The following is a 14,413-nucleotide window of genomic DNA, read 5'->3' as shown; positions in this document are numbered from 1 at the left end:
CTGCGTACAATATGCTTTTGATTTACCTGATTGTTGCTTCATTATGCTCAATATTTATTTGACAGATACCAAAACCAATATCCAGTTTTCTGATCTTCCAAATGAAAATCCTGTTAAGTTTCTGTTGAATCTAAAGAAAATTTTTCCGAGCACCGCTGATTTATTGTTGCCAGTATTACCAGAAGACAATAATTTGGAAAATGTCACATGGGAAGCAACGTCTAAAGATTTCGAAGTATTTAAGAAATTATTGGAAGGTTGGGGAATCATTGAATTACGTTTAAGTGCCATTACCGCTTATAAAGATAAAAATTTTGCCAACGAGTTAGTTAAAAAAGCGCAGGTTAAACGTAAGCAGATTTCTCAGAAACAAGCACAGCTTTCCTTGATTGCATTGGATTATGTTTTGATGCATGAGATCCATGCACTGATTGATGCTGAATTAGTGATGATTGGTGAAAAATTCTATTTACCAACGTTACGAGAACTCTGGAAAGGACAGTTTTCAGATCAAATTTTGCAGTGCAAATTTTAATATTTAAAAGCAGACTTTGAGTCTGCTTTTTTATACTTTGATGCATTTTAAATTGTTTAAATCTTAATCTACAAACAATTACAAGAATTTAGTGTCTGTATTTTTAAGCGGCATATATATTGCTTATATGGATATAAATATTATTGCGGGAGAGAAGTTCTTCAATGAACTCGCCGAAGGAGCAACGACCCCGGAAACTCTCAGGCAGAAGGACTGTAATAATAGAAATACAATCTGGAGAGCAGTGCTCAATTTGTAGAATTATAAGAGAAAAGTTTCTTCTACGATAAACACTCACCGAAGGGGAAGGCTGAATGATTAATTGGTGATCATCTGCCAAAACTCTCAGGTACCATGACAGATGGGGTTAAGCATTATGAAATGTTATGCATTTCAAGGAGTTTGCTATGCCACATGTTGTTGTTGTTGGTGCGGGGATTACGGGTGTAACGTCTGCTTATGAATTAATTAAATTGGGTTATGAAGTCACAGTGATTGATCGTCATTTATTTCCAGCAATGGAAACTTCATTTGCCAATGGTGGGCAGTTGTCTGCTTGTAACGCTGAGGTCTGGAATCAGAAGGCAACAGTGTTGAAAGGGATTAAATGGATGAGTAAGAAAGATGCACCTTTATTGCTTAATCCGTCTTTTAGTGTGCATAAGTATCGCTGGCTAGTCGAGTTTTTGACTCACATTAAGGACTATAAGGTAAATACAATTGAAACAGTTCGTTTAGCGTTGTTAGCAAGACAACGATTATTTGAAATTGCAGAAAAAGAGAATATTGCTTTTGATTTAGAAAAGCGCGGTATTTTGCACATGTACCATACTAAACAAGACTTCGATATTGCCAAAAAAGTGAATGATGTTTTAGTCGAGGGTAAACTTGAGCGTTATGCAATAACACCTGAAGAAATGAAATCTATTGAGCCAAATTTAACTGGTGATTATTATGGTGGATATTACACTGCTGCGGATGCAACAGGGGATATTCATAAGTATTCTGTTGGTCTTGCCGAAAAAACAAAACAATATGGTGTCAAATATCGCTTTGGTTTAGATGTGATTGATGTCAAGTTTTTGCAGGATAGAGTTGTAGTGGATTGCAAAAATAGTTCAGAGAATATGCACCCTGATAATACTCAGCTGACTCAAATTGAAGCTGATATTATTTTAGTGTGCGGTGGAGTGGGAAGTTATCAGCTTGCAGATTTATTGGGGGATACAGTCAATGTCTATCCCGTAAAAGGATATTCAATTACAGTTCAGCTTAAAGATGAGCGAAGTGTAAAAAATGCGCCTTGGGTCAGCTTGCTAGATGAAAGTGCAAAGATTGTAACCTCAAGATTAGGCGTGGATCGTTTCCGTGTAGCTGGTACAGCGGAGTTTAATGGTTACAATCGGGATATTCGAGCAGATCGAATCCAACCTTTGATTAATTGGGTTAACCAAAATTTTGATATTTCAACTGAGCACGCTGTACCATGGGCGGGCTTACGTCCGATGATGCCAAATATGTTGCCTGTAGTGAAACAGGGGAAACATGCGCGAGTATTTTACAATACTGGGCATGGGCATTTAGGCTGGACTCTATCTGCCGCAACAGCGGTATTGATTAGCGAGGAAATTGCACAAAAATTCCCAAGTTAAATATAAAAAGCCGATGTGAAAACATCGGCTTATATTGCATTTATTAATTAATCATACAAACGATATATTCCTGTAAAACGTTCACAACCTTTTTGTTCACTTTTTATAATTAATAAGGCTTTTTGAAAGTCAAATTGGTACTGGCACTTTTTTTCATTATCAATAATGAGATTCTTTTGTTCGGGAGTGGTGTAGGCAAGTAAAGATAAAGTTTGAGTCTCTACACGATTATTGGGATTACGATAAGCAATTCCTTCGATTTTTAACTTATCTTTATCCAGTTGATGAATCTGGATATGAACAGGTTGTTTGGCCAAATCACCATGTTCAAATTTTAAATAGTGTTGTGTAAGCGTCTGATTCATTGAAGTATAAAAGTTTAAATCATCTAAACGAACATCAAATTGTTGTTGATAACAATTTTTAGATTTGCACTGTTGGATTTGATTAAGCCATAGTTTTTGTGTGTCATGTAGTAGTTGAATTGGAGCATCAGTCACAAGATAAGCGGTTAAAAACTTATTATTCAGCTTAGTTCGTTGGTCTTGATACTGCTTAGAACAAATTTTTTTTTGCTCAGCATTCTGTGTTGTACAATTAATTGACGCGGCAAATACAAATGATGAGCAAAAACAACTCAATGTGATGATATAACCAGATTTCTTTAATTGATTTATTAAGGTGTTCAACAGCATAATCACTTATATGTTCAGCCTAATTTGCTCACTGTACTATAGCGAAATAGAAAGCCTGAATACAAGATTTGTTCAGTATATTGTAAAAGGAAAATCATATGGTTGCTCAAATTCGTATTGGACAAGGGATTGATGTACATGCTTTTGAAGAAGGCAATTTCGTTACTTTAGCTGGGATTAAAATTCCGCATACGCATGGTTTAAAAGCGCATTCAGATGGTGATGTGGTCTTGCATGCATTGAGTGATGCTTTACTTGGCGCATTAGCATTGGGAGATATTGGGCAACATTTCCCAGATACTGATCCTGAGTATAAAGGAGCTGATAGCCGCATTTTATTGAAACACGTATATCAATTAATTTTAGATCGTGGTTATCATTTAAATAATGCTGATATCACAGTTGCGTGTGAACGTCCAAAGCTCGCAAAACATAATTTAGAAATGCGCCAAAGTATTGCTGATGTACTTGAAGTCGATATCACTCAAATTAGTATCAAAGCAACAACAACGGAACAACTAGGGTTTACAGGTCGTCAAGAAGGCATTTTGGCAACAGCAACTGTCTTAATTTCACATCAAGCAAGATGATCTACATCCATTAATGATTGTTCAAGTTCAAGTGTTGCTTTACGACCTTGCAGTTGTAAAGTAATACTATGAATTAAACCTGTCCAAGTCTCATTCGGTTCCCAAATTTCATGAAGTAATACTTGGGCTGTGGGCATATCCATATCCATATAAAATTGACGATATAAATACATCAAACTACTTACACGCATGTTTTTGGCACAATGCAGCCAAACTATTTCATTTTGAACAAGATGAGCAATTAAATCTAAAACGAATAAGCATTGTTCTGCACAAGGAAGATTCCAATCAATAGGAATATGAATGTAGTTTAAGCCTAAATCCAAGCAGATTTGGTCTTGTTTAGCTAAATGATTTTCTGATTTGCTCGTCGCAAGATTGATTACCGTACTACAGCCATATTCTTTAATTTGCAGTAATTGTTCAGCGCTTGGCTGAGCAGAACTAAATAGATGCTCGTGCACCAAAGAAAAACTAGGAATTTCAGAAAGTGCTTGTTCGAGTGAAGTCATAATGTTCGCTTTGTAGTTATCAAAGTTTCAACCAAGAGGAGAAACTTCTTCTAATAAAAAGATTTTTCTACTATAAGTGTTTTTATTTAAGTGTTCAATTTAGATCGCAAAAATAAAAACAGCATCATGATGATGCTGTTTTCTTTAGCTATTTAGTCTTTCTTCAAATTCTCATTTAATAAGAATTCCATTAATGCTTTTTGAGCGTGTAAGCGATTCTCTGCTTCATCCCAAACAACAGCATTTTTATGATCCAGCATGTGTTCAGAAATTTCTTCGCCTCGATGTGCGGGTAAGCAATGCATAAATAAACAATCTGGATGAGCCAGATCCATTAATTTTTCATTCACTTGGAAATCAGCAAATGCTTTTTCACGAAGCTTTTGTTCTTCTTCTTGCCCCATGCTTGCCCATACATCAGTTACGATCAGGTCAGCGTTAACTGCAGCATCTTCAGCTTTATTGAACACTTCTACACAATCGGCAAATTCAGTCAAAAACTCAGGTTTTGGTTCATAACCTTCAGGTGCAGCAATTTTGAGTTTAAAACCCATCATATGTGCTGCTTCAATGTATGAATTACACATATTATTGCCATCGCCAATCCAAGCAACCGTTTTACCTTTGATGCTTCCACGGTGTTCTTGAAAGGTTTGTAAGTCAGCAAGTAATTGACATGGATGGTGGTCATCCGTTAATCCATTAATGACAGGAACTTTCGAATAAGAAGCAAAACGTTCAACAATATCATGCCCAAAAGTACGAATCATCACGATATCAAGCATGCTTGAAATGACACGTGCTGAATCCTCAATTGGCTCACCACGACCTAATTGAGTATCTCGTGGAGAAAGGAAAATCGCACTACCACCAAATTGGCAAATACCAGCTTCAAAAGAAATACGTGTACGTGTACTCGATTTCTCAAAAATCATTCCTAAGACTTTACCTACAAATGGTTGAAAAACCGTATTTGCATGTTGCATGCGTTTCAATTCTTGAGCACGGTCTAAAATACGTTGCAACTCTAAAGTTGAAAGGTCTCGTAAAGTCAGGAAATGCCGAAGCGCCATAGTTACTCCCACAATAATTATTGAATAAAAACAATAATTAATTGTTATTTAATGGGTGGTGATAAAAAAGGAATTGAATACTATACTACACCACCTAAAAAATGCAAAAGAATTAGACTTTTTGATGAGCTTTTAAGAATAAATCAACGGAATAATTAATATAATCAGTTATTTCAGCGTCATTTGCTGAAACTTCTAAACCCATTAAAAGTCGCCATTCCACATCACGTAAAATTCCGAAATACATCATGGCAGAGAAATGTGGGTTTAAGCAGTATATTTCATTGAGGTCGTGTGCCTGACCTAAAGCAAATGCAATCGTATTCTGTATATTTAAAGCACATTGGTCATAAAAATAGTGCGCTAATTGTATATCTTTTTGAGTTTGCTCTGTGAACATGCGCATAAAGGCAATATTTTCAGGTTGAATAATATGTTGATAAAAGCGTTGTAATGTTTGTATAAGGTATGTTCTTAAATTATTTTGTTCTGAAGTGTATGGAAAGCAAACACCTTTAAAAAACACTTCACGACGATAATCACAAATCGCAGTAAAAAGACCTTCTTTGTTGCCAAAATATTTATAAATAGAAGCTTTTGAGCCACCTGCATGATTGACAATATCATCCAAGGAAACCGCATCATAACCTTTTTCAAGAAATAAATCGGTTGCAGATAGTAATAATGCAAGGCGACGTTCTTGACCACGACGAGTTTGAGGTTGTTCGCAACTTGGGTAACAAATATCAGTCATTATATTCAATGAGCGTTAAGGGAATGTTTGTATTATAGCAAAAACCATATGTGTTGTATGGCTATGGCATTAGATCATGTATCTAAACATCTCAATGTAAAAAAGCGAGTAATGTGATCATTACTCGCTTTTATGGACTATTTATGATTTATGCTGAACGAACTTCATCGTCTTCATCATCGTCTGTTGAATCCATGCCAAGCTCTTTAAGTTTGCGTGTAAGCGTGTTACGGCCCCAACCTAAAAGTTCAGCTGCATGACGTTTGCGACCACGTGTTTGTTGTAGGGCTGCATTAATCAAAGTGCGCTCAAACATTGGTGTCGCGATATCTAAAATTTTCATTTCGCCATTTTTTAACTTTTGAATCGCCCATTGAGCTAGTAGCTCATCCCAATGATGTACAGCAATTCTTTCAACTAAAGCTGGGCTTGTAGCTGATGCATCATTCGTCGATTTCTGTATAGCAACTTGTTTTAGCTCAGCAGGCAGATCTTCTGGATAGACTTCACGTCCAGTAATCATTACTGTTAACCAACGGCAAGTATTTTCTAATTGACGAACGTTACCTGGCCAAGGGAGTTGCTGCATATAGTCAGTTGTTTCTGTACGCAAGATTTTAGGACTAACACCTAATTCTTTACCTGCACGCGCCAAGAAATGTTGCGCAAGCATAGGAATATCTTCACTACGATGAGCAAGTTTCGGAATATGAATGCGAATCACATTAAGGCGATGGTACAAGTCCTCACGGAAACGCCCTTCGTTCACCAACTTTTCTAAGTCTTGGTGAGTTGCTGCTACAATTCGGACATCAACTTTAACTGGAATATGTCCACCAACACGGTAGAACTCGCCATCAGCAAGGACGCGAAGTAAGCGTGTTTGTGTTTCAAAAGGCATATCACCAATTTCATCAAGAAATAATGTACCGCCGTTGGCTTGCTCAAAGCGACCTTGATGCTGAGTATTTGCACCTGTAAATGCACCTTTTTCATGCCCAAATAACTCAGTTTCAATTAAGTCTTTTGGAATAGCGGCCATGTTGAGTGCAATAAATGGTTTGGCGCGACGAGGTGAGTGCTTGTGTAATGCATGTGCGACAAGTTCTTTACCAGTACCTGATTCACCATTTATAAGAACCGTGATATGGGATTGAGATAGACGTCCAATTGCACGAAACACTTCCTGCATTGCAGGTGATTCACCAATAATTTCGGTTGATTGTAGCGGCGTCGTTGCTTTGGTTGCTTCTTGTTGTTGCAATTTGTTGATGTGTAAAATAGCACGATTAACTAATGCTAAAGCTTCATCGATATCAAATGGTTTTGGTAAATACTCAAATGCACCAGTTTGGTAACTTGAGACAGCAGATTCTAAATCAGAATGTGCTGTCATGATGATGACAGGTAGATCTGGGTGCGTGTTTTTAACTTTAGATAAGAAAGTTAAGCCATCAATTCCAGGCATACGAATATCTGTCAAAATGACATCGGGTGCAGCATCATGCAAACGTTCGAGCGCTGTTTGTGCTTCTTCAAAGTTGGTGACGTCAAAACCTTCTTCTTTAAAAGTTTTTTCGAGTACCCAACGCATGGCACGATCATCATCAATTACCCAAATTTTATTTCGTGACACGGTCTGACTCCCAAGGTAAATATAAACTAAATATGGTTTTTCCTGGAACGGATTGACACTCGATCATTCCGTTGTGTTGATGCATAATGTTTTGCGCGATACTGAGGCCAAGTCCTGTACCTTTCGCTCGTCCAGTAACAAGAGGGTAAAATACAGACTCTAATATGCTTTCTGGAACACCTGGTCCATTATCTTCAATATCAATTCTTATCGATGAGCGATTCAGAACACCGTTAATTGTGACTAAGCGTTGAATGCGCGTTCTTAAAATCAGCTCTGGTTCTGAATCAACAAAAAAATCTTTATTTTCAGTCATGGCTTGCACAGCATTTACGCTGATATTGAGCATAACTTGAATCAGTTGATCACGGTCAGCCATCACATCAGGTAAAGACAGGTCGTAATCACGAGTAATCTTAATTTTTTTCTTCGTTTGGTTCACAATAAGTGAACGAACGCGCTCTAAAGGTTCATGCACATTAACTAGCTCATAGCTTGGTAATTGACGTGAACCAAGCATGGTATCTGCGAGATTGGTTAGGCGATCGACTTCACTAATAATAATGTCGGTAAACTCACGATAGCTTTCATCATTTAAGCTGCGAGCAAGTAATTGTGTTGCACCACGAATGCCCGCTAAAGGATTTTTTATTTCATGTGCCACGCCACGGACTAGTTGGCGCGCGACTTGATGTTGTTGTACTAAATTTTCTTCTTTAGAAATTTTCAACATTCGATCAATTGGATTGAGTTCGATTAATAAAAGTGGGTGATAACTTTTACCTGCATTTAGTTGTGAGACCGTATAATCCACATGGATTGGTTTAAAATTCACATTAATTACAGCTTCGCGGCGTGTGTAATGTTGTCCGCTTTCTAATGTATTTAATAAAGCTTCATGTGTATTAAATGCATCGTCATGTGCATGGAGTAGATTGAGCACAGGCTGACCTGATGCGCGAAGTAAACTAACATCGAATAATGCTTCACAAGCCGAATTTAAATAAAAAATATTGAGTTTACTATCGACCAATAATATGGCAGTGGTCAGATTATCTACGAGCAGTCGATAGTCGATAGTGTTATGTTGATCCATTTGTGAATCGTCCTGTTTTAAAATGGCGCAATAAATATCAATGTAGATGAATAGCCATTAACTTCTGAAATGTATTTAATGCAAAATGCAAGCCAACTTCGTATTAGCTAATTTTCAATAACTTAATTCATAAATAATGAGTTTATGCTGTATTTTTCACATAGATTGAGTTATTTCAATATTTTATCATGCTTTAAAATGGTGCGTTGTTGGGGTTTGTTTAAAATTTTGGTTGTATTTTGGTGCATTACACAAAGAGATGGCTTTGTAGCTATGCGGCAGCAAAGAAAAGTCATACAATACGCCGATTCAAGTGGAGCGCAGATTCATGAAGACCCCCAAAGTCGGTTTTGTATCTTTAGGTTGTCCTAAGGCATTGGTAGATTCTGAACGAATTTTAACTCAGTTAAAGACTGAAGGTTATCAAGTTGCATCAGATTACGACGGTGCAGATTTGGTTGTTGTTAACACCTGTGGTTTTATTGAATCTGCAGTGCAAGAGTCTTTAGATGCCATTGGCGAAGCCATGAACGAAAACGGTCGTGTGATCGTTACTGGTTGCTTAGGTAAAGATGAAGATAAAATTCGTCAAATGCACCCAAATGTGCTTAAAGTTACAGGGGCGGCAGCTTATCAAGATGTAATGGAGGCTGTACATGAATATGTACCAGCTCCTCCAAAACATAACCCATTTATTGATCTAGTCCCAGAACAAGGTGTGCGTCTAACACCAAAACATTATGCTTATTTAAAAATATCAGAAGGTTGTAACCATCGCTGTACTTTCTGCATTATCCCAAGTATGCGTGGTGATTTAGTTTCTCGTCCTGTGGGTAGTGTTTTAAATGAAGCAGCAGCACTCAAACGTGCTGGTGTAAAAGAAGTATTGGTTATTTCCCAAGATACTTCTGCTTATGGTGTCGATACCAAATACAAATTGGACTTTTGGAATGGTCAACCTGTAAAAACTAAGTTCTATGATATGTGTGAAGCACTTGGTCAGCTTGGTATTTGGGTGCGTTTACATTATGTCTATCCTTACCCACATGTCGATGCAGTCATTGACCTAATGGCACAAGGAAAAATCCTGCCATATTTAGATATTCCTTTTCAGCATGCCAGTCCGCGCATTTTAAAATTGATGAAGCGACCTGCTCATAGTGAAAATACATTAGAGCGTCTGAAATTGTGGCGTGAAAAATGCCCTGAATTGGTGATTCGCTCAACTTTTGTTGTGGGTTTCCCTGGTGAAACTGAAGAAGATTTCCAAATTCTATTAGAATGGTTAAAAGAAGCTCAATTAGATCGCGTGGGTTGTTTTACTTATTCGCCAGTAGAGGGTGCGACAGCAAATGATCTTCCTGATCATGTGCCAGAAGAGATCAAGCAAGATCGTTATGAGCGTTTCATGGAAGTTCAGCAAGCGATTTCTGCTGCCAAACTACAAAAGCGTATTGGTCAGACGATGACAGTATTGGTTGATAGCTTGGAAGAAGAATTTCCAGTTGCTGTTGCGCGTTCATATGCAGATGCACCAGAAATCGATGGCAACGTATTTGTTGAAGATATTGATAAGAGTGTGATTAAAGCGGGTGATTTACTCGAAGTCGAAATCACGGATGCGGATGAATATGATTTATTTGCTAAGTTGATTCAGATTAAATCAGCTTGATATTGAATTAAATTGAAGAAATTTTGAGATTGGTCGGTTTGGAGTAAAGGTATGTCAGCTTCTAAAAATCCACGTTATGCACGAATCTTGCTAAAGCTTTCTGGTGAAGCTTTAGCAGGCAATAAAGATATGGGTATTGATGCCCAAGTATTAGATCAGATGTCACTTTCAATTGCACACTTGGTTGGTTTGGGTGTGCAGGTTGGTATTGTTGTTGGTGGCGGTAACTTATATCGTGGTAGTCAGTTACAAAAAGATGGTCTTGTTGGTCGCGTAACAGGTGACCAAATGGGGATGTTGGCAACTGTAATGAATGGTTTGGCAATGCGTGATGCATTAGTGCGCCGTAATATCAAAACACGTTTAATGTCTGCACTTCCAATTGGCACAGTTGTTGAGTCTTACTCAAGTCGTGATGCAATTCGCCACCTAAGCCAAGGCGAAGTTTGTGTATTTGTTGCGGGTACAGGTAATCCATTCTTTACAACTGATACAGCTGCTTGCTTACGTGGTATTGAAATTGAAGCAAACCTCATCTTAAAAGCAACTAAAGTTGATGGTGTTTATAATAAAGATCCAAGTAAATATGATGATGCGGTTAAGTATGATAATTTAACTTTCGATCAAGTACTTGATGAAAAGTTAGGTGTAATGGATCTTACCGCAATTTGCTTATGCCGTGATCATAATGTCCCATTACAAGTATTCGATATGAATAAATCGGGTGCTTTACTTTCTGTTGTAATGGGTGAAAAAGAGGGTACTCACGTTACGAATTAATGTACGTGAGCCATAAAGCGCTTTATACTAATGTCTAAATATTTTGTAATACCTAATGAATAAGTAAGGAAGATCATATGATTAACGATCTCAAAAAAGATAGCGAACTGCGCATGAATAAAACACTTGACTCTTTGGAGCAAGGTTTTGCAAAAGTTCGTACTGGACGTGCGCACCCATCTATTTTAAATGGTGTGATGGTTCCTTACTATGGTTCTGATGTACCATTAAACCAAGTTGCAAACGTAGGACTTGAAGACTCGCGTACACTCTTAGTACAACCATTTGAGCGTTCAATGGTTTCAGCAATTGACAAAGCAATTCGTGAAGCTGGTTTGGGATTGAACCCTATTACAGCAGACGCAATTCGTGTGCCAATGGCTGCATTGACTGAAGAAACACGTCGCGATATGCAAAAAGTTGCACGTACTGAAGCTGAGAATGCAAAAGTTGCAATTCGAAACATTCGTCGTGATGTATTAGGTGATATCAAAGCTTTGTTGAAAGAAAAAGAAATTTCTGAAGATGATGATCGCCGTGCATCAGAGGATATTCAGAAAATTACGGATAAATTCGTTGCTGAAGTAGAAAAGCGTTTGGCTGCGAAAGAAGCTGAATTAATGAAGGTCTAATTTTATGACCTTGCAAGAAGATCAACTTCTTCCTCAGCATGTTGCCATCATTATGGATGGCAACAATCGCTTTGCCAAAAAGATGCAAATGCAAAAAGGTGATGGGCATCGTGAAGGCAAAAATGTCTTGGATCCGATTGTCGAGCATTGTAAAAGTGTCGGCGTAAAAGCATTAACGGTTTTTGCATTTTCAAGTGAAAACTGGAATCGACCACAGTATGAAGTCGATTTACTCATGAAGTTGTTAGAAGATACGATTCATGAGCAACTTCCGCGTATGGAAAAATTTAATATTGCTCTACGCTTTATTGGTGACCGATCACGTCTCTCAGATCATTTAAGTGATTTGATGCAATATGCAGAACAAAAAACAGCAGCCTTTGATTCTATGACCTTAACTATTGCGATTAGCTATGGTGGTATGTGGGACATGGCCCATGCTGCAAAATGTATTGCTCAAGATGTTCTTGCTGGGAAAGTTCAAACAAATCATATAAATGTTGATTTATTTGATAAATATGTCAGTCTAAATGACCTGCCTGCTGTGGATTTATTGATTCGTACAGGGGGGGATTATCGCCTTTCAAATTTCTTATTGTGGCAAGCTGCATATGCAGAATTGTATTTTACAGAAACTTTATGGCCAGAGTTTACAGTCGAAGAGTTGGATTACGCATTTCGTGTTTTTTCAGGACGTGAACGACGTTTCGGTAAGACGACAGAACAGATTCAACAAGCGAAAATAGAGAATTAATAATGTTAGAGCGGATTATTACCGCATTGGTGTTAGTTGCTGTTGTTTTAAGTTGCATGTTTGCGACGCAATCACATTATCCAATGTTTGTGCTTATGATTTTAGCAGCTGGGGTTGCAGGCTATGAGTGGTTTAAGCTTATGCCTCATAAAGAAGCTATTGTTTCAAAACCTAAGGCTTGGATATATGGTATATGTGTAGCATCGGTTTCAACACTCGCATTATTTTTTGATGATGTTGCATTGTTGCTATGGGCAGCATCTATTCTTACGTGGCTAGGTAGTATTTACTGGGTTAAAAGCTTTCCAGAATCAGATAATTGGTACAATGTATCATTATATGCAATTGGTTTTATTCTAATTTCTGCAGCAGTGACTGCGCTTTATGCGGTTTGGCATAGCTCACCTTGGTGGCTGATGTATTTGTTCTTGTTAGTTTGGGGGGCAGATAGTGGTGCATATTTTGTTGGTCGTAAATTTGGTAAAAGAAAACTTGCTCCTACAGTAAGCCCAAATAAATCGGTTGAGGGATTGTATGGTGGTATAGCAACAACAGTTGTGATTATGTTGGTTGTACAATATCTCTATTTAAACTTAACTGTAATACAGCTTATCTTATTCCTGATTCTTTCTATTATTACCGTTTTTGCATCAGTATTAGGTGACTTGTTTGAGTCAATGATCAAACGTCGTGCAGGCATTAAAGACTCAGGGCGTGTACTTCCTGGGCATGGTGGAGTATTAGATCGAATTGATTCACTTCTTGCTGCCGCGCCTATTTTTGCAACTGGTATGTATGTATTGGTAAAACTTATTGGTGTAGATCTATAAATGACACAGGCTGTTTGTATATTGGGTGTTACGGGCTCTATTGGGCAAAGTACCTTAAAAGTATTGGCACGACACCCAGACCAATACTCTGTTTATGCGGTTTCTGCATATAGTCGTTTAGATGAACTGGTAGAAATATGTAAAAAATACAGCCCTAAAATAGTAGTAGTTCCGAAAATAAAAGCTTTAGAACTAGAGCAGCGTTTAAATAAAGAAAACCTAAAAAATATTGAAATTTTAACAGATGAAGCAGGTTTGATAGCGATTGCTGAACATGATGCAGTTGATATTGTTATGGCTGCAATTGTAGGTGCTGCTGGTTTATTACCAACACTTGCCGCAGTCAAAGCAGGCAAACGTGTGTTACTTGCAAATAAGGAAGCCTTAGTGATGTCAGGTGACATCATGATGCAGGCAGCACGTGATCATAATGCATTATTGCTTCCTGTCGATTCTGAGCATAATGCGATCTTTCAGTCATTACCACACAATTATTTACAGATTGAGAGAACAGGTGAGCCACAACTTGGTGTGTCTCAGGTTTTATTAACAGCTTCTGGTGGTCCATTTCTTAATCATTCTTTAGAACAATTACATCATGTAACGCCTCAACAGGCTTGTAAGCATCCAAATTGGTCTATGGGGCAGAAAATTTCGGTAGATTCAGCGACTTTAATGAATAAAGGTTTGGAATTGATCGAAGCGTGTCATTTGTTTTCAATATCAGAACATTTTGTTACAGTTGTTGTTCATCCACAAAGTATTATTCATTCCATGGTGCAATATGTGGATGGATCAACTTTGGCACAAATGGGTAACCCAGACATGTGTACGCCAATTGCGCACGCATTGGCATGGCCGCAACGCTTAATGACGGATGTTCCTGCTTTAAATCTGTTTGAAACAGCTCAATTAAATTTTCAGGCTCCTGATATTATTAAGTTCCCAGCTTTAAATTTAGCTCGTCAAGCAATGCGTGCGGGTGGGCTGGCGCCTACAATTTTGAATGCTGCCAATGAAATCGCGGTTGCTGCATTTTTAAAAGGACAAATTCGATTTACTGAAATTACGCAAGTGGTCGAGCATACTTTACAAGCTGTACAAAATGCTAAAGCAGAAAGCATAGACATCATTTTGCAGACTGATATGATCGCAAGAGGTATCGCAGAGAAGTACATCGTGGGTATGGGGGGTTAAATCGT

General features: G+C 37.9%; 15 protein-coding genes and 1 riboswitch. Of the genes, 9 read left to right on the top strand and 6 right to left on the bottom strand.

Going from position 1 to position 14,413, the window contains the following annotated elements; translation table 11 throughout:
- Nucleotides 1–43 precede the first annotated feature (43 nt).
- Nucleotides 44–535: a hypothetical protein gene (locus AC0JIQ_RS08610; protein ID WP_171066582.1), complete on the top strand. Its 492-nt coding sequence runs from the start codon at nt 44–46 to the stop codon at nt 533–535.
- Between the two features lie 136 nt (nt 536–671).
- Nucleotides 672–761, top strand: a riboswitch (glycine riboswitch).
- 181 nt (nt 762–942) lie between these two features.
- The gene (locus AC0JIQ_RS08605; RefSeq protein ID WP_474201370.1) at nt 943–2,187 is read left to right on the top strand and encodes a D-amino acid dehydrogenase; all 1,245 of its coding nucleotides are present in this window, start codon (nt 943–945) and stop codon (nt 2,185–2,187) included.
- Nucleotides 2,188–2,234: 47 nt separating this feature from the next.
- Here the strand turns inward: AC0JIQ_RS08605 and AC0JIQ_RS08600 are convergent, their stop codons facing one another.
- Nucleotides 2,235–2,882, bottom strand: coding sequence for an A1S_1983 family putative colistin resistance protein (locus AC0JIQ_RS08600; RefSeq protein WP_005160326.1), 648 nt, complete (start codon nt 2,880–2,882; stop codon nt 2,235–2,237).
- Nucleotides 2,883–2,980: 98 nt separating this feature from the next.
- Here AC0JIQ_RS08600 and ispF point away from each other — a divergent pair, with 98 nt between their 5' ends.
- Nucleotides 2,981–3,472 carry a 2-C-methyl-D-erythritol 2,4-cyclodiphosphate synthase gene (gene ispF / locus AC0JIQ_RS08595; protein WP_046739589.1) on the top strand — a complete coding sequence of 164 codons (492 nt, stop codon included), beginning with the start codon at nt 2,981–2,983 and terminating at the stop codon, nt 3,470–3,472.
- Here the strand turns inward: ispF and AC0JIQ_RS08590 are convergent.
- The 5 genes from AC0JIQ_RS08590 to glnL form a co-directional block, all read right to left on the bottom strand.
- Entirely contained in the window at nt 3,460–3,984 is a 525-nt protein-coding gene (locus AC0JIQ_RS08590) for a protein tyrosine phosphatase family protein (protein ID WP_474201369.1), read from the bottom strand. The two genes, ispF and AC0JIQ_RS08590, sit on opposite strands and share 13 nt — an antisense overlap.
- Nucleotides 3,985–4,136: 152 nt before the next feature.
- Nucleotides 4,137–5,057: an ornithine carbamoyltransferase gene (gene argF / locus AC0JIQ_RS08585; protein WP_050039729.1), complete on the bottom strand. Its 921-nt coding sequence runs from the start codon at nt 5,055–5,057 to the stop codon at nt 4,137–4,139.
- Between the two features lie 112 nt (nt 5,058–5,169).
- Nucleotides 5,170–5,811: a TetR/AcrR family transcriptional regulator gene (locus tag AC0JIQ_RS08580; protein WP_474201368.1), complete on the bottom strand. Its 642-nt coding sequence runs from the start codon at nt 5,809–5,811 to the stop codon at nt 5,170–5,172.
- Nucleotides 5,812–5,959: 148 nt separating this feature from the next.
- Nucleotides 5,960–7,447: a nitrogen regulation protein NR(I) gene (glnG, locus tag AC0JIQ_RS08575; protein WP_005216038.1), complete on the bottom strand. Its 1,488-nt coding sequence runs from the start codon at nt 7,445–7,447 to the stop codon at nt 5,960–5,962.
- Nucleotides 7,434–8,543: a nitrogen regulation protein NR(II) gene (gene glnL, locus AC0JIQ_RS08570; RefSeq protein WP_288401794.1), complete on the bottom strand. Its 1,110-nt coding sequence runs from the start codon at nt 8,541–8,543 to the stop codon at nt 7,434–7,436. Before glnL ends, glnG begins: the two co-directional genes overlap by 14 nt.
- A 328-nt stretch (nt 8,544–8,871) precedes the next feature.
- Here glnL and rimO point away from each other — a divergent pair, with 328 nt between their 5' ends.
- The 6 genes from rimO (at nt 8,872) to ispC (ending at nt 14,408) form a co-directional block, all read left to right on the top strand.
- Nucleotides 8,872–10,215: a 30S ribosomal protein S12 methylthiotransferase RimO gene (gene rimO, locus AC0JIQ_RS08565; RefSeq protein ID WP_474201367.1), complete on the top strand. Its 1,344-nt coding sequence runs from the start codon at nt 8,872–8,874 to the stop codon at nt 10,213–10,215.
- 51 nt (nt 10,216–10,266) lie between these two features.
- Entirely contained in the window at nt 10,267–10,995 is a 729-nt protein-coding gene (pyrH, locus tag AC0JIQ_RS08560) for a UMP kinase (RefSeq protein ID WP_004662027.1), read from the top strand.
- A gap of 77 nt (nt 10,996–11,072) precedes the next feature.
- A complete protein-coding gene (gene frr / locus AC0JIQ_RS08555) occupies nt 11,073–11,627 on the top strand; it encodes a ribosome recycling factor (RefSeq protein WP_004662028.1) in 555 nt (184 codons plus the stop codon).
- Nucleotides 11,628–11,631: 4 nt separating this feature from the next.
- Complete coding sequence (gene uppS, locus AC0JIQ_RS08550; RefSeq protein ID WP_241307547.1) at nt 11,632–12,381, top strand: polyprenyl diphosphate synthase; 750 nt, start codon at nt 11,632–11,634, stop codon at nt 12,379–12,381.
- 2 nt (nt 12,382–12,383) lie between these two features.
- The gene (locus tag AC0JIQ_RS08545) at nt 12,384–13,211 is read left to right on the top strand and encodes a phosphatidate cytidylyltransferase (protein WP_474201366.1); all 828 of its coding nucleotides are present in this window, start codon (nt 12,384–12,386) and stop codon (nt 13,209–13,211) included.
- On the top strand, nt 13,212–14,408 hold the full coding sequence (ispC, locus tag AC0JIQ_RS08540; RefSeq protein ID WP_474201365.1) for a 1-deoxy-D-xylulose-5-phosphate reductoisomerase: 1,197 nt from the start codon (nt 13,212–13,214) through the stop codon (nt 14,406–14,408). It begins immediately after the preceding gene.
- The last annotated feature ends 5 nt before the right edge of the window (nt 14,409–14,413 follow it).

It is taken from the genome of Acinetobacter sp. FB (assembly GCF_056033405.1).
The sequence above is the reverse complement of the archived record's forward strand: the minus strand, read 5'-3'. Positions and strand labels throughout refer to the sequence as shown.